Source organism: Galactobacter sp. (assembly GCF_022712295.1).
Taxonomy (GTDB): domain Bacteria; phylum Actinomycetota; class Actinomycetes; order Actinomycetales; family Micrococcaceae; genus Galactobacter.
Window position 1 is genome coordinate 1 of record NZ_JALAGT010000067.1, and the last position, 15,196, is coordinate 15,196.

Sequence of the window (15,196 nt, forward strand, 5' to 3'; positions counted from 1 at the left end):
GCGGTGCCTCCCCCGCGGCGAGCGCCGGGAACACGAAGAAGATCATCACCAGGAAGGCGAGCACCAGCCCGGCGATCGCTCGCACGCCCTTCCAGCGCGCCACGAGGATCACCACCAGCAGGTAGATCACCGCGAGGATACCTAAGGTGAGGGTCCGGTCGTAGTCGATCATCATGCCCGTTGGCACCCCGGAATCCTCCGGGAAGACCATGAAGCGGATCTTGTCTCCGGACTCCACGGGATGCCCGTCGGCGATCTCCGGCGGGACGGTCAGCGCCACCTGCCCCGACCCGTTCGGCGCAGTCACGTAGGGAACGGCGCAGCCGGCGTTTCCAGTGCCCGACGACGCATCCCCCGTCCCGCTCCCATCTCCAGTGGCTCCCGGGACCGCATCGGCGCCGGAGGCGCCGTTCGGAGCGGAACCCTGGCCCCCGCCGTCGGGCAGTGAATCTCCAGGCATGGAACTGCCGTCAGGGCAGACCTTGTGCTGTTCCACCCGCAGGACCTTGCCCGTGGCGGTGACGGCTCCGCCGGAATCCTGGGAGTCTGAGATCTTGGGTACGTCCGAGCTCGCGGGCCAGAGCGCGATCATGGCCGCCAGCAGGGCCACGCCGATCGGGATCAGGACGCAGGAGAGGACGATGTTGACGCGGCGACGCCGACCCGGGTCCGTCAGGGGTCCCGGGTCGGCGTGGCTGTGGTGTTCGGTCACGGCCTTACTTGCTCAGCGCGTCCTTCACGGCGGTGACGTTGCCGCCCATCCACTCCACGTAGTCCTTGCCCTCCGGCAGGGTTTCGGTGAAGTCGATGACCGGGATGCCCGCGTCGTCGGCGGCGTCGCGGAGCTTCTCCGTCTGATCATCGGCGGTCTGGGCGTTGTAGGCGAAGAGGCTGATGTCGCCGGTCTTGATCTTCTGCAGCCCCTGGTTCAGCACCGCTGCGGGGATCTCGTCGCCCTCCTCGACGGCCTCTGAGAGCCCCTCCGGCGTGGCGTCCGTGAGTCCAGCTGCGTCCAGAAGGGAGGCGGGAACGGGCTCGGTCATCATGTAGGTCTTGTCCTTGGCGACGTCGTTGAGGGCGGTGAGGTCACCTTCGATGCCCTCGATCTTGCCCTGGAAGGCGGCTGCGTTGTCCTCGTAATCCCCCTTGTTATCGGGGTCGGCCTCGGCCAGGTCCTCTGCCAGGTGCTCGCTGACGTGGGAGACCGTGTGGGCGTTGTACCAAACGTGCTCGTTGGCCTCGCCGTGGTGGTGATGCTCGTGGTCGCCTTCCTCGGCGTGCTCCTCCGCGTCCTCCTCGTGGTCCTCTCCCCCGGTCTCCTCGAGGAAGGCGTGGTCGGAGTCCACGGCCGTGACCACGGTGGGATCGTTGTCCAGGGAATCCAGGAGTTGTTCCGCGAATTCGTCGTAGCCACCACCGTTGATGACCACCACGTCCGCCTTGGAGAAGGCCAGCTTGTCCCGCGGTGAGGCCTCGTAGGAGTGAGGATCCTGCGAGGCGGAGTCGATGATGGAGGTGACCTCGACGTTGTCGCCGCCCACGGCCTCCGCGATGGAACCGTAGACGTCGGTGGTTGCGACGACCTTCAGCTTGCCGTCCTTGGCCTCGGCGTCGCCCGAACCACAGGCGGCCAGCCCCATCCCGGCGGCTGTCAGGATGGCGAGCACCGGGAGGATTCTGCGCCCCAGGTGTGCCGGGCGGAGCGTGGGTTCGGTGAGTGCAGACATGTGGGTCTTCCTAGTCGGGCCCAGCAAGGAGCGAGCCAGTTGCATATGAGAATCATTTGCAACTGTAGTGCATTCGTCGCTGGGATGCATACGCTCGGTCCGATCTGGACGCTCCTGTGCTCTCAATCGACCGAGAGATGCGGCACAACACCGTCCAGCTCTCCGACTCCCTCCGGCGCCACATGGCCTACGACGTCGCCGCCACAAGGACTACACTCGATTCCGGCGATGGAACTCCGCCAGGGTCGGCCGCTTCGGCGGTCCAGAACCCGAACCGCACGCCCGTGCTGATGGCTCCTGTCCCTGTTCAACGAATGGGGCAGGTGAGTCCTGCCCGGAAAGGCCCGGATATGCACCAGCATCGCCCGGTGCTTGCCCTCCCCCTGCACGTGGTGGACCGGAAGGAGCGGCTCTCATGAGCACTCCGCCTCGGTCACTCGCATATCTTTGCGTCGGAGTCGGGGCCGCCGTCGGCACCGGTCTGCGCGCCACGGCGGAACGGCTCTGGCCCGCCTCGCCAGGCGAGTGGCCCTGGAGCACCTTCATCATCAACTGCGTTGGCGCACTGCTGCTCGGGCTGCTGCAGGAACGGCTGGCCCGCGGAGCCCCGGCGCGCTGGAGAAACCTCACGAAGCTGGGCCTCGGCACCGGGGTCTTGGGCGGGTTCACCACGTATTCCACTTTTGTCATGGAAGCGCTGCAGTCCATGCGCACGGACGCACTCGTCCTGGCCTTCGCCTACCTTGGCGTGAGCGTGGTGTTGGGCGTGCTGTTTGCTCGGCTCGGCCTGGCCCTTGGTGATGCCCGACGACCCGCGTCCCACTCCCCTGGTCCCGGCGCCTCAGGCGCGGGGCGAGCGGGCGGCGAGCAGCCGCCGTCGGGCACTAGGGACGGGGGTGACTGCGCATGATCTTCCTCTGCCTGTGTCTGGCCGGCGGGCTGGGTGGCGTTGCCCGCTATTGGGTGGACTCGCGCGTGAACTCGAGGCACCGCTCCGCCCTGCCGTGGGGCACCGTGGTCGTGAACGCGAGCGCGTGCCTCCTGCTGGGCCTCTTCACCGGACTGGCCATGAATCATGGGGGCGACTGGTGGCCCGTACTCACCGTGGGCTTCACGGGAGGCTACTCGACGTTCTCCACCGCCTGCGTGGAGGCCGCCCGGCTGAGCCGTGGTGGGCATTGGGGGCTCGCTGCGGTGCAGGCGCTGGGAATGCTGGTGGTCTCGTTCGGGCTGGCCGGGCTTGGCCTCTGGCTGGGTTCATTGGTTTAAGGACCCAGGATCCCTGTTCGGGCCGGGTTCGCATGGGCGGAAACGCGGCCTGGGTATGGATCGGCGAAGACGAGCGGCGCTGAGGTCGGGAGCTCTTCAGCGGCGGCGAACAAAAAGGTCGCCGACCTCGCAGTCCAACGCCTCGCAGATGGCCTGGAGCGTGGAGAAGCGCACCGCCTTGCCACGATCGTTCTTCAAAACAGAGAGGTTGGCGTAGGTGATGTCCACCTGCTTGGACAGCTCGGTCAGCGTCATCCCTCGCTCCTCGAGGACCTCATCCAGGCGGCAATGGATCCCGGGCTCCTCCCGGAGCACCTTGTCCCGCTTGGGCATCTCAGATGGTCCCTTCCATGTCCAGCCGAAGCTTCCTGGCTCGCAGTACCAGCCATCCACCCAGGGAGATGAGCAGGCCGAGCAGGATCATGATCCAGTCGCAATCCTGCCAGTCGGGAGCGTAGGCACTCACCCAGGTGCTGGCCTGCTCGCCATTCAAAGGCAATCCCAGGCGCTGAGCGAAAGCGTGCTGGTAGGCGGCGTTCAGTGAGGGGACGGCGATGCCAGAACCGATGGTCACGACGGCCACCACAAACAGTGAGATCACCGTTCCGAAGCCGAACTGCTTTCCGCGCAGCAGGCTCGAGGCCATGAGGATGACGGCCAGGCAGATCAGGCCACCCACAACGAACGGGAGCACTACGGCAGCCACATGCATCCAGATCTCCGGCCCATTCTCTCCGTAGACCTCCACCCCGGAGAACCTCGCGGAGTCCGCGTCTGCGAGCGGGAGATCCGGGGCCTGGTCTTCGGGGACCAACACCGGGAACTCGACCCAGTCGCCGCCCTGCCAGTTGGAGAACTGAAACGCTCCCCACCACAGAGCGTTCAGGGCACCGAAGGCCGCTGCGACGATGACGGTGATCAGCAGAGACTTCGACACGACTTTGCCCGTTCTGGCAGATGCGGTGCGAGACATGAGAACTCCTTGAGTGCTGGCTCGAAAGCCCGGTATATCGACTTTCGATATACCGATAGTCGATATATTGCACCTTGGGGAGGGTCTGGTCAAGAGGGGTTCGCACCGCCCTGGGCCCACGTTCAGTCCGCGCCAAGTCATGCGGCAGTTGATCCCCGGACGACGCGTGTCAGTCGGTGGCCGTCTCCACCGCTTGGGCCGCGGCCTTCTTGTTCTTGTGGCGGTTCACCAGAGCGGTGATCACGATCGGCAGCACCGAGAGCAACACGATGATGATCGCGATGACGTCGATGCGTTCCTGGATGCCAGGGATGCCGCCGAGCAGAGTTCCGACGAGGGTCATGGAACCGACCCATCCTGCCGCCCCGAGAACGTTCCAGGAGATGAAGCGGCGATAGGGCATCTCGGCCATGCCTGCCACGAGCGGCACGTAGGTGCGCACAATAGGCACAAAGCGACCGAGCACCAGGGAGACACCGCCCCACTTCTCGAAGAACTTGTGGGCCTCGTCCAGGTGCGAGCTCTTGAGCACTCGCGCGTCCGGCTTGAAGAGCCTGCGGCCGAACCTCGCTCCGAGCCAATACCCCACCTGGTCACCGAGGAACGCGGCGACGAAGGCCACCAAGGCGATGATCCAGGGATGGATCCCGAGGCTGGGCGCCAGGATCGCGGCGGTCACCAGCAGGGAGTCACCCGGCAGGAACGGGAAGAGCACGCCGGATTCGATGAAGATCAGAACGGCAACGCCGAGCAGGATCCAGGGGCCGAAACTGCTCAGCCAGGCTTCGGCGTCAAGCAGTCTGTGCACGGCGTCGATGAGATTCACGGGTTATTGCTCCTGAGGTCACGGTCCGGGTGGCGCGGAATGCGGCTTGACCGACGCCTACTAGGTTCCCACGTTTACCCGTGAGCCCGCCGTGAGCCAGGTAGCGGCGGACCATGTGCCGCTCACCACAGCAGTGTCCACCCAGCACAGCGTCGGTCGAAAACCACAACGTCGGCGCGGAGTGAGCACTCCACGCCGACGCTGTGCGGATCGACCGACGTCATGCGCCGGAGGGCCGGATCAGAACGGGTAGTCCGCGATCTCCGAGCGCAGGGTCACCCACTGGGTCTCGGTGAAGGCATCCAACGCTGCGGCGGCCCCACCGATGCGGGTGCCATTGCCGGAGGCCTTGGTGCCGCCGAAGGGAGCCTGCGACTCATCGGAGACGGTCTGCTCGTTGATATGGATCTTCCCTGAATCCAGCCGGTCCGCCAGATCCATGGCCTGGGACACCTCGCCGAGGATGCCGATGGAGAGCCCGAAGTCGCAGTCGTTGGCCAGCGCCACCGCCTCGTCCAAGGTGTCGAACGGGATGACGGGCGCCACTGGACCGAAGATCTCCTCGGCCCAGGCCCGGTTGTTCGGGGCAAGATCGGTGATCACGGTGGGCTTGAAGAAGCGCCCCTCATGCGTGCCACCCGCGGCGATCGTCGCTCCTGCCGCGCGCGCCGCCTCCACGAGCTCGGCGCAGTGTGCCGTCTGGCCGTCGTCGATCAACGGCCCGAGCGCCACCTGCTCCGTGGCAGGGTTGCCCACGGGTAGGTGCTCCGCCTTCTCCACGAGTGCTGCCACGTACTCGTCGTAGACGGAACGGTGCACAATATGCCTGCCGGTGGTCATGCAGATCTGGCCCTGGTGCATGAAGGACCCGAACGCCGCGGCCGAGGCCGCCTTGGCGACGTCCACGCCCGGCAGCACGATCATCGCGTTGTTCCCACCGAGTTCCAGGTGAGCGCTCTTGAGCAGGCGCCCGCAGGTCTCCCCGATGGCACGCCCGGCACGCGTGGAGCCGGTGAAGGCCACCACGTTGACCTCCGGTGCCTCCACCACAGCGGAGCCCACATCCGCGCCGCCCGGAAGCAACTGCAGTACACCGGCCGGCAGACCGGCCTCCTCGAAGACCCGCATGAGCACCACACCACCACTCACGGCGGTTCGTGGGTCCGGCTTCAGCAACACCGCGTTCCCGAGTGCCAGTGCAGGAGCCACCGCGCGGATGGAGAGGATCAGCGGGAAGTTGAACGGCGCGATGACCGAGACCACACCCACGGGCTTGCGCCGTGCCAGGGACCAGCGTGCCTCGTCGGAAGCCAGCACATCGCCCTGAGGGTGATGCGGGAGACCGGCCGCGTCGAAGCACTCATTTGCGGCGATGTGCGTCTCCAGCCCGGCCTTGGGTGGAATGGCCCCTGACTCACGAATGATCCAGGACTGGATCTCATCCGCGTACTCCTCGAAGAGCGACCCCGCGCGACGCAGCACGGCCGCACGTTCTTCGGGGCGCAGGGCCGCCCAGCCCCTCTGCGCCTCGGCCGCTCTGGTCGCGGCGGCGTGCACGTCCTCGCCGCTGGCCAGGCCAACGTGCCCCAGCACGTCTCCCGTGGCCGGTTCGATGACATCCAGTGTTCCGGCGGATCCCGGTGCCCAGGAGCCGGTGTTGATCAAACCGTCCCAGACGGCGTTGTCCAGAAGCGACATGTGCTTACTCCTCTATATACGTGAGTGGTTATAAGTGATCAGGGTGCGGCGATGCGGGCATCGATCAGGACCGGCCCGTCCGCAGCCAACGCGGCTGCATAGGCCGCCTCGAACTCCTCGCGCGTGGTGGTGCGGGAGGCCGGGACGCCGTATCCGGCGGCCAGGTGGACGAAGTCGATGCCCGGAACATCCAGCCCCGGAGCGTTCAACGCGTCCAGTCTTGCCGCGAAGCCCCGCAGCGCGCCATAGGTGGAGTTGTTGACGATCACGAAGATGGTCCGGGTCTTCCGCTGCACAGCCGTGTACAGGGCCGTGATCCCATAGTTGGCGCTGCCGTCGCCCACCGTCGCCACCACCGTGGCATCCGGCTTGGCCAGGGAGATCCCGACCGCGGCAGGCAGCCCGAACCCGAGTCCGCCGGAGGCCGGGAAGTGGTACATCCCGGGTCGGTCGATCTCGATCCGGGAGAGGTAGTCCACGTCCAAGGTGGTGGTCTCATTGACATAGACCACGGACTCGTGGACGTGGTCGTTGAGCACTTCAAGCACCTCGTGCCCGGTCATGGCACCGTCCACCGCGTCAGCGACGGGCGCCGGGACAGGATCCAAGCGCACACCGCGATCGGTCACGGCGGTGGCCAGGGCCGCAACTGCATTGCCGACATGCCCGACGACCGCATCGCCGTAAGGGGCGCGCGTCGCCTCCCCTGGGTCGGACGTCACGTGCAGAACTCGTGCGCCTGCGGGCAGGTAGGCTCCCGGTTCCCAGCGGTGGTAGCGCATCACCGGGGCACCGAGCACGATCACGCCGTCGTGCCCCTCGAGGCGTTCCCTCACCGAGGTGATCCCGGGCGGCAGCACGCCACGGAAGTGCGCATGCCTCGTGGGGAATGGACACCGGGGTGGGGACGGAGCCACCCACACCGGGGCGCCCAGGCGCTCGGCCAAGAGAGCGGCATCATCCTGCGCCAGGTCGATATCGATTTCTGGTCCCAGAACCAGGACCGGGTTCTCGAAGGACTCGATCAGGGACACCAGCTCCGCCAGGAGCTCCGGTCCCAACGCGCCCGCGGTGCGGACCGAACGCGAGGGCAACAACGCGTCGTCGGGCAGCGCCTCCTGACTCCAGTCGTCGTAGGGGACCGAGAGGTACACGGGCCCCGCAGGAGCCGTGGTGGCCTCGAAGCCGGCCTGCGCCACGGCTCGCGGAACGTCGATGGCGCTCAGCGGCTCGTGCGAGTGCTTGACCAGGGGGCGCGGGAGGAGCGCCGCATCCACGTTGGAGAGCATGGCCTCCTGTCCCACGGTGGAACGGATCTGTTGCCCGGCCAGGATCACCAGCGGGGAGTGGGAGTAGTGGGCGTTGGTCAGCGCACCCATCGCGTTGCCGGTCCCGGAGGCCGCGTGGAGGTTCACGAAGACGGGGCCGCCGGTGGCCTGGGCGTAGCCGTCCGCCATGCCGAGCACGGCGCCCTCGTGCAGGCCGAGGACGTAGTCGAAGTCATCAGGCATCCCCGCAAGGAAGGGCAACTCGTTGGACCCGGGGTTACCGAAGATCGTGGTCATCCCCTGGGCCCGGAGGATTTCATAGGTGCGCTCAAGAACCGTACTCACGAGTTCGACGCTACGATCCGAACCCGATGAGGTCCAATGAATATTCTTAGGAATCGACATGCGCGGGATGAATAGTGCCTAGCATTGGAGCGTGAATGTGGACCTGAACCTGCTGCGCACCTTCCTAGCAGTCTTCGATCACGGCTCGGTCACGGCCGCCGCCGACGAACTCCGCTTGGCCCAACCGACCGTCTCCCACGCGCTGGGTCGACTACGCAAGATCGTAGGCGACCCGTTGTTCGTCCGCACGGGGTCCAGACTGGTGCCCACCTCCCGTTCCGTGGAATTGGCGCCCGTGGTTCGGCGCGACCTGGCCTCGCTGGATGAGGTCTTGAGCGCGGACCGCGTTTTTGACCCCGTCACCACGCAGCGGCGTTTCACCATTGCCCTCTCCGACGTCGGGGAGACCAGCTTCCTGGCCCCGATCATGCGGCTGCTCAACGGAGAGGCGCCCGGCGCATCGCTGTTGGCCGTTCCCACCGACGTGGACGAGGTGGCCGGTTGGCTGCGGCGCGGGGAGGTCGACGCCGCCGTTGCCTCCATCCCCTTGGACGTGGACGGCAGTTCCACGATCCTGGCCAACGAACGCTACGTCGCCATGCTTCCCTCCGACCTGGTGCTGGCCGGGCCCACCTTGACCGCGGCGGATCTGGCGGGGCACCCCCGCGCCGTGGTGTCCAAGGCCGCAGGCCATGCGCTCATCGAGGAGACCGTCCGTGAGCTCGGGATGACGACGGAGGCCGTAGTGAATGTGCGGCATTTCTCGGTGCTGCCGCAGCTGGTGCAGGGTGCAGGAATCATCGGCTTCGCTCCCGCACAGATGGCGCAGACGGTCGCATCGGTGTGGGGCCTGCGCTTGGCCGAGCTCCCGGACCCGTCCCCACGCTTTGACGTGAACCTGTTCTGGGATGAGGCCACCAGCAAAGACAACAGGGCCCGGCGCTGGTTCATCGACCTGGTGCGCCGGGCCCTGGCGGGACTTTCGACCCCGGACTGGCCGGTGTCGTGAAGCGGAGTGGGTGCTGGTCAGCCCTCCGCGTTCTCCAGCTCGTGGAGCTTGGCCGCGGTAGTGGCCTTGGGCTTGGGGATCAGCACCACGGCCAGGAAGCCGAGGACGGCCACGATCGCGAAGAAGTAGAAACCGCCCGGGTAGGCCAGACCTGCACCGACCAGCGCACCGGAGATCCACGGGCCCACGATGGCGCCGAGGCGGCCAACCCCGGAGGTGAAGCCCATGCCCGTGGCGACGAGCGCCTTGGGGTAGAGGTAGCCGACGAAGCCGTAGACCAGCACCTGAGCCGAGAAGACGAAGACGCCCGTGACCAGGATGGCCGCGTTGAGCAGCACCGTGGACTCCATCTTGATGGACAGGATGGCCAACAGCACGGCGGCGGCAGCGAACCAGACCAGGATGGTTCCCTTGATCCCCTTGGCATCGGCGAGCTTGCCACCCACGATCAGGCCGATGATGGCACCGATGTTGAGGACGAAGAGGTTCACCAGACCGCTGGAGACGCTGTAGTTGGCGGCCTCCATGATCTTGGGCAGCCAGGTGTTCATTCCGTAGACCAACAGCAGGCCCATGAAGGCGGAGATCCACAGCCCGATGGTGATGCGGCCACGGCCGCTGCGGAAGAGGTCACCGGCGGAGTAGGCACGCTGAGCGTCCACGTCCTTGGCATCGACCGGTGCGGAGCCGGTGGTCTCGGGAAGCTTGAGGGCCATGGGGATCAGGGCCAGCAGGCCGATGGCGCCACCGAGGTAGAACAGCCAGTGCCAGTGATCCTTGAAGGCCAGCGCCGCCAGGGAGGCCAGCACGGCGCCGGCGTGGTAGCCCGTCATGGTGACGGTGGAGGCATTGGCCTTGCGGCCGCCGGGAGCGGATTCCTGCATGATGGTCACGGCCACGGGCATGCAGCCACCCAGTCCCAGGCCTGCAATCAGACGGGCGAGGCCCATGAGTGCGGCATTGGGCATCAAGGGGAAGATCAACGTGAGCACGGAGAACAGGGCGACGCAGGCCAGCAGCGGCTTGCGACGACCGAAGCGATCCGCCAACGGCCCGATCAGCGCGGCGCCTGCGCCGACACCCACCAGGGAGATGGTGGACACGAAGGTCATCTCACCGACGGTGTAACCGTGGGTGGCGTTGGTGAGGACCGGGATGGTGGCGCCGAGGGCCACGATGTCGAAGCCCTCGAACATGACCGTGAGCCAACAAAGGGCCACGATCCAAGGGCGGGATGCAGTGCGCATACGGATCTCCATTGATACGCGCCCCGGCGCGCGTGCGACGGGGACTCATGGTGGGGGTGCAGTTCACCATGGTGCGCTCAGAAGCCGCATTCGTCCAATGAGTGAAATATTCAACGATATAACGCGTCATCTATGTTGTCCCGCGCAATGGGAGAGGCGTTCGCCAAGCGCACGCCCGTTGACACCCGATGTGCCGCCCGTTGAGCTATGCACTCCGGTTGTTTCGGTGTCGGGCCCGCGAGGGCCACCCGGCCTTCGCGGGCCCGACACCAGATAACGGTCACACTCCCTGTGCGAACTCCGGGACCGCAGAGGTGGGCCGATGCTCCTCGAACCACTTCGCCAGCTTCAACACTCCGACGTCGTCGAAGCGTGCTCCTGCGATCTGTAGGCCGATACTCCTCCCGTCCGATGTGAAACCGGCATTGACGCTGGCGGCTGGTTGCCCGGACATGTTGTAGGGAACCGTGAAGGCGATGTGCTCCATGCCGCGGTCCTCGAACCCCCAAGGCATGGGCCATTCCGCGGGGAAGGCCGCCTGTGGAGCGACCGGAGACAGCACCGCATCGAAACCCTCAGTGGCCCGGACGGTTCTGGCCCTGAAGGATCCGATGCCGTCGTAACAACGCAACGCCTCCGAACCGGGGACGTCTGCGCCCTTCATGACCCATTCCTGAATGAAGGGCAAGGCTGCGGCTCGCGCTGCCGCATCCAGCTTGGAATATGTACGCCAGAATCGCACTCGCCAGAAGGAATCCAGGTCCACCAGATCTGCTTCGTGCACGAATGCCGGAATCTCGACGACGTCGGCACCTGCTGCCGCGAACAGCTCGCCGGCTGCACGTACCGTCGCTGCCACTTCCGGGTCCACTGCCATACCTGCCCCGGCCTCGGTGTGCAGGGCGATACGTTTCCCTCTCACTTCGTCCTGAGACTCACAGCATGCGGCCCAAGCGATGTCTTGGTACGGCATGGAGGTGTAGTCGCGGGAATCGGGTCGCGTCACATGGGCCATGGCCAAGGCGACCTCGTCGACGCTTCTGGCAATCGGACCCGCGGCACGCCCCAGATACGGCGTGTCGATCGGGATGCGGCCCTCACTCGGTTTGAGTGTGGCCAGCCCCAACCAGGTCGCTGGGAGACGGACCGATCCCCCGATATCGGAGCCCATGTGAATGGCGCCCCAGCCCGCGGCCGCGGCAGCCCCCGCCCCACTGGATGATCCACCCACGGTCAGCGCCGGATCCAACGGGCTCCGGGTGACTCCGTGTCGGCTGGAAACACCGGAAGACAGCATGCCCCAATCCGGCATGGTGGTGGACCCCACGATCACCGCTCCAGCTTCCGTGAAACGCTCCACGATCGGGGAATCCCGTTCGGTGGTCTCTTCCACCGCGCCGAGTGAACCGGAGTAGGCCACCACGCCGACCCGCTTCATGTTCTCCTTGACCGTCACCGGTACGCCGTCCAAGTCAGAGATCGGCTCACCACGCGACCACCGCTGCGTGGACACAGCCGCAGCGGCACGTGCACCATCGGCCGTGATGTCGCTGAAGGCATTGATGATGCCGTTACGAGCCTCGATGTCTTCGAGAATTGCCTCCAGTACTGCCGACGGCGTGGTCTCACCGGTCCGGTATGCCTCCGTCAGTTCCGCTGCAGATGCTCCGACATCCGTGGTGGCGCCCCGAAGCGTCCCAGTAGTCTCTGCCATGGTCGTCATGCCTCCTGTAAGTGCTGGATCGTGGGGGTGGCCCGAATCAAGGCCTTGGTGTACTCGTTCTGTGGGTCGTCGTAGATTTTCGAGGTAGGGCCGAGTTCAACGATTCGCCCGTTCTTCATCACCGCGACCTCGTCGCACAGGTACCTGACCACCCCGAGGTCGTGGGACACGAAGATGAGGGTCAAGCCGTACTCGTCCACCAGGTCGGCAAGCAGATTCAGTACTTGCGCGCGGACCGACACGTCGAGGGCCGAGACCGGTTCGTCCGCCACGAGGATTCGAGGACGGCAGGACAGCGCCCTGGCGATGGAAATGCGTTGGCGCTGCCCTCCAGAGAACTCATGGGGGTACCGGTCTGCGGCATCGGCGGGAAGCCCCACCTGCTCCAGGAGCTCATCAACCCGGTTCCGCCGCTGCTGGGCATCCATTGCCTGACCGGATTCGAGGTTGCCTGCATTGAGCAACGGCTCGGCGATGATGTCCTTGACCTTCATCCGCGGGTCAAGGGAGGCCATAGGGTCCTGGAATACGACCTGAAGGTTGCGACGAAGTTCCGCCAGATCTGCTTTGCCGGGGTTGGTGAGATCCCTTCCCACCACCTCCACGTTGCCGGAGGTGGGCCTGTCCAGACCGGAGAGGATCCGCAGCATGGTGGACTTACCGGAACCGGACTCGCCCACGATCCCGAAGCGTCTACCAGAAGTGATTTCGTAGCTGACGCCTTGCAGAGCTTTCACCCTGCGTCCTTTGCCGAACAGGCCGGAACGACGGCTGCCGTACTCACGAGTGAGGTCCGTGACCTTGACGACGGGAGCCCCCGACGGCGGCACGGAATCGGATTCGGGCCGCGCGGATGCACCTGCCATGCTCTGTTGTTCTCCCGCGCCCCGCTCAGCAACTCGAGCCGTGGCCTCACCCAGTCTGTCCACGAACCTTCCGGGAACGTACCCCTCCGCCGTGGAGACGGTGAACAGGCGCCCCTGTTCATCCGTTGCGTCGAGGTCGGAGGCGGCAAGGAGGCCCCTGGTGTACGGATGCTGCGGCCTGGTCAGGACGTTCTCCGTGAGTCCCTCTTCGACGACCACACCATGGTGCATCACCAGAATACGATCACAGACGTTGCCAACCACTGCGAGATCGTGAGTGATGAAGAGCAGCCCGGTGTCACGCTCGGCGACCGTGCGCTGGACCAGATCAAGCACCTGGCGTTGCACCGTGACGTCCAGTGCGGTGGTCGGTTCGTCCGCCACCAGCAGCGTCGGATCGTTGGCGAGTGCGATGGCGAGCACCACTCGTTGGCGCTGACCGCCGGAAAGTTGATGAGGGTAGGCGCCAGCTGCCTCGGCCGGATCGGGAAGGCCCACATCGGCAATGAGCTGGACCGCGCGTTTGCGTGCTGCAACCCAGGTCGGGGTCGTCTTGTGAATGAGTGCCGCCTCGGCGATCTGGTCCCCGACCTTCATCAACGGGTTCAAGGCGGTCATGGGTTCCTGGAAAACCATGGACATCTTCAGCCCACGCATCCGTGCCGATTCCCGTTCCGAGAGCCCCACGACGTTGCGCGGATCGTCACCCACTGTGATGGTGCCTGACGCCGTCAAGGAGTCCGGAAGCAGCCCCATCACCGCAAGGGACGTCACAGATTTCCCCGAACCCGATTCTCCGATCAGGCCGACGCGTTCTCCCGCTCCGATGGTGAAACCGACGTCGTCGATCAAAGTCCTCCCAGCGGTGGAGACGTTGAGATGTTCCACAGTCAGCGCGGTCTTGGTGCTGCTGTTAGTCGATATCAGGGTCATGAGCGTCCCTTGGTCTTCGGGTCGAAGTGGTCGCGAAGACCATCTCCGAGGAGGTTGAACCCGAGAACCACGATCGCGATGGCGATTCCGGGGCAGATGGCCAGGTACTCGTGCGTACCGAGGAACTGCTGCGATTCCTGAAGCATTCGTCCCCACGATGGAGTGGGTGGCATGGTGCCGAGCCCCAGGAAGGAGAGCCCGGCTTCGGCGAGAACGGCGATGGCGAAGTTCACCGATGCCTGGACCACGAGCATTCCCGAGATGTTCGGGAGCACATGTTTGACAGCGATCGAGAACTCGCTCCTGTTGGCTCCACGCGCCGCCTGGATGTAGTCCTGGCGCATCACCTGCATGGCTCCTGAACGAGCCACCCTGGCAAAGGCGGGTGCCGCTCCGATGCCGAGGGCGATGATGGCTGTCCAGGTGCTGGCCCCGAACGAGGCACCGAAGATGATGGCAAGCAGCAGCCCCGGGAACGCCAAGATGATGTCGCCGGCACCCATGACCACGGTGTCGGTTGCCCCGGGTTTCATTCCGGCCATGATGCCGAAGGGGACCCCGAGGAGCACCGCGATGGCAACGGACACGATGCCGACCAGGAGAGTGGTTCTTGCACCGATCATGATCTGGGAAAGCACGTCACGCCCAAAACGGTCCGTGCCGAACAGGTGCTCCGCATTCGGGTGTAGCAGCCGATCCTGGGCCGCTGTTCCGTATGCGTCACCGGGGGTCCAGACGAAGGACACCAGCGCCAACAGGACCACGATGGCCACCAGGACGGCACCGATGAGGAGTTGCGCGTTGGCGTTACCTCGACGCCCTCTGCCCTTGCCCTTGGTCGTCGGCACAGGGCTCTGAGTCAGGTTTCCTTGGGTGGTGATCGACGTAGTCATGAGGCCTTCCTGAGCCGAGGATCCACAAGCGTGTAAGCGAGGTCCACCAAGAAATTGATGAGCACGATCACCACCACGAGCAGAGCCACGACGGCCTGAACGGCCAACAGATCGCGGTTGCCGACCGAGTCCACCAGGTAGCTACCGAGTCCCGGGATCGCGAAGACGCGTTCGATGACCACCGCACCGATGAGGAGGGTGGCGAGCTGGACCCCGACCACGGTCAGCACCGGGATACCCGCATTGCGGAGACCGTGTTTGATCAAAGCCCCCGTGGCGGTGAGGCCCTTGGACCGGCCCGTGCGGATGAAGTCCTCCTGCATGATCTCCAGGACCGCGGAGCGCACATACCGGGTGAGCACGGATGCCTGGACGGAACCGAGTGCGATCACCGGGAGCGCGACGTGTCGCAAGAACGC

15 protein-coding genes and 1 riboswitch are annotated in these 15,196 nt (G+C 65.6%); of the genes, 3 read left to right on the forward strand and 12 right to left on the reverse strand.

Annotation, left to right across the window (positions count from 1 at the left end; genetic code table 11):
- The coding region (locus Q0A15_RS05280; protein ID WP_291278484.1) for a YibE/F family protein at positions 1 to 712 on the reverse strand (712 nt) is incomplete at its 3' end.
- Between the two features lie 4 nt (positions 713 to 716).
- Positions 717 to 1,727, reverse strand: coding sequence for a zinc ABC transporter substrate-binding protein (locus Q0A15_RS05285; RefSeq protein WP_291278485.1), 1,011 nt, complete (start codon positions 1,725 to 1,727; stop codon positions 717 to 719).
- Positions 1,728 to 1,942: 215 nt separating this feature from the next.
- A riboswitch (Fluoride riboswitch) is annotated at positions 1,943 to 2,034 on the forward strand.
- A gap of 108 nt (positions 2,035 to 2,142) precedes the next feature.
- On the opposite strand from Q0A15_RS05285, the gene Q0A15_RS05290 reads away from it, so the two are divergent.
- Complete coding sequence (locus Q0A15_RS05290; RefSeq protein WP_291278486.1) at positions 2,143 to 2,637, forward strand: CrcB family protein; 495 nt, start codon at positions 2,143 to 2,145, stop codon at positions 2,635 to 2,637.
- Positions 2,634 to 2,996, forward strand: coding sequence for a CrcB family protein (locus Q0A15_RS05295; RefSeq protein ID WP_291278487.1), 363 nt, complete (start codon positions 2,634 to 2,636; stop codon positions 2,994 to 2,996). The genes Q0A15_RS05290 and Q0A15_RS05295 overlap by 4 nt, the downstream gene beginning before the upstream one ends.
- Before the next feature lie 96 nt (positions 2,997 to 3,092).
- Here Q0A15_RS05295 and Q0A15_RS05300 read toward each other — a convergent pair whose 3' ends face one another.
- The 5 genes from Q0A15_RS05300 to mdlC all read right to left on the reverse strand — a co-directional run bounded on the left by Q0A15_RS05300 (position 3,093) and on the right by mdlC (position 8,106).
- Positions 3,093 to 3,329, reverse strand: coding sequence for a helix-turn-helix domain-containing protein (locus Q0A15_RS05300; RefSeq protein WP_291278488.1), 237 nt, complete (start codon positions 3,327 to 3,329; stop codon positions 3,093 to 3,095).
- Between the two features lies 1 nt (position 3,330).
- Positions 3,331 to 3,969, reverse strand: coding sequence for a hypothetical protein (locus Q0A15_RS05305; protein ID WP_291278489.1), 639 nt, complete (start codon positions 3,967 to 3,969; stop codon positions 3,331 to 3,333).
- Positions 3,970 to 4,138: 169 nt separating this feature from the next.
- Complete coding sequence (locus Q0A15_RS05310; protein WP_291278490.1) at positions 4,139 to 4,795, reverse strand: VTT domain-containing protein; 657 nt, start codon at positions 4,793 to 4,795, stop codon at positions 4,139 to 4,141.
- Between the two features lie 240 nt (positions 4,796 to 5,035).
- On the reverse strand, positions 5,036 to 6,493 hold the full coding sequence (locus tag Q0A15_RS05315; protein ID WP_291278491.1) for a benzaldehyde dehydrogenase: 1,458 nt from the start codon (positions 6,491 to 6,493) through the stop codon (positions 5,036 to 5,038).
- A gap of 38 nt (positions 6,494 to 6,531) precedes the next feature.
- Entirely contained in the window at positions 6,532 to 8,106 is a 1,575-nt protein-coding gene (mdlC, locus tag Q0A15_RS05320) for a benzoylformate decarboxylase (protein WP_291278492.1), read from the reverse strand.
- 97 nt (positions 8,107 to 8,203) lie between these two features.
- Between mdlC and Q0A15_RS05325 the strand changes: the two genes are divergently transcribed.
- Complete coding sequence (locus Q0A15_RS05325; protein WP_291278493.1) at positions 8,204 to 9,115, forward strand: LysR family transcriptional regulator; 912 nt, start codon at positions 8,204 to 8,206, stop codon at positions 9,113 to 9,115.
- A 17-nt stretch (positions 9,116 to 9,132) separates the two neighbouring features.
- Here Q0A15_RS05325 and Q0A15_RS05330 read toward each other — a convergent pair whose 3' ends face one another.
- The 5 genes from Q0A15_RS05330 to Q0A15_RS05350 form a co-directional block, all read right to left on the reverse strand.
- Complete coding sequence (locus Q0A15_RS05330; protein WP_291278494.1) at positions 9,133 to 10,362, reverse strand: aromatic acid/H+ symport family MFS transporter; 1,230 nt, start codon at positions 10,360 to 10,362, stop codon at positions 9,133 to 9,135.
- A gap of 280 nt (positions 10,363 to 10,642) precedes the next feature.
- On the reverse strand, positions 10,643 to 12,076 hold the full coding sequence (locus tag Q0A15_RS05335; protein ID WP_291278495.1) for an amidase: 1,434 nt from the start codon (positions 12,074 to 12,076) through the stop codon (positions 10,643 to 10,645).
- Between the two features lie 5 nt (positions 12,077 to 12,081).
- Positions 12,082 to 13,884 (reverse strand): ABC transporter ATP-binding protein, encoded by a 1,803-nt coding sequence (locus tag Q0A15_RS05340; RefSeq protein ID WP_291278496.1) that lies wholly within the window; start codon positions 13,882 to 13,884, stop codon positions 12,082 to 12,084.
- A complete protein-coding gene (locus Q0A15_RS05345) occupies positions 13,881 to 14,777 on the reverse strand; it encodes an ABC transporter permease (RefSeq protein WP_291278497.1) in 897 nt (298 codons plus the stop codon). Before Q0A15_RS05345 ends, Q0A15_RS05340 begins: the two co-directional genes overlap by 4 nt.
- Positions 14,774 to 15,196, reverse strand: a 423-nt coding sequence (locus tag Q0A15_RS05350; RefSeq protein WP_291278498.1) for an ABC transporter permease, incomplete at its 5' end; no start/stop codon positions are given. The genes Q0A15_RS05345 and Q0A15_RS05350, both read right to left, overlap by 4 nt.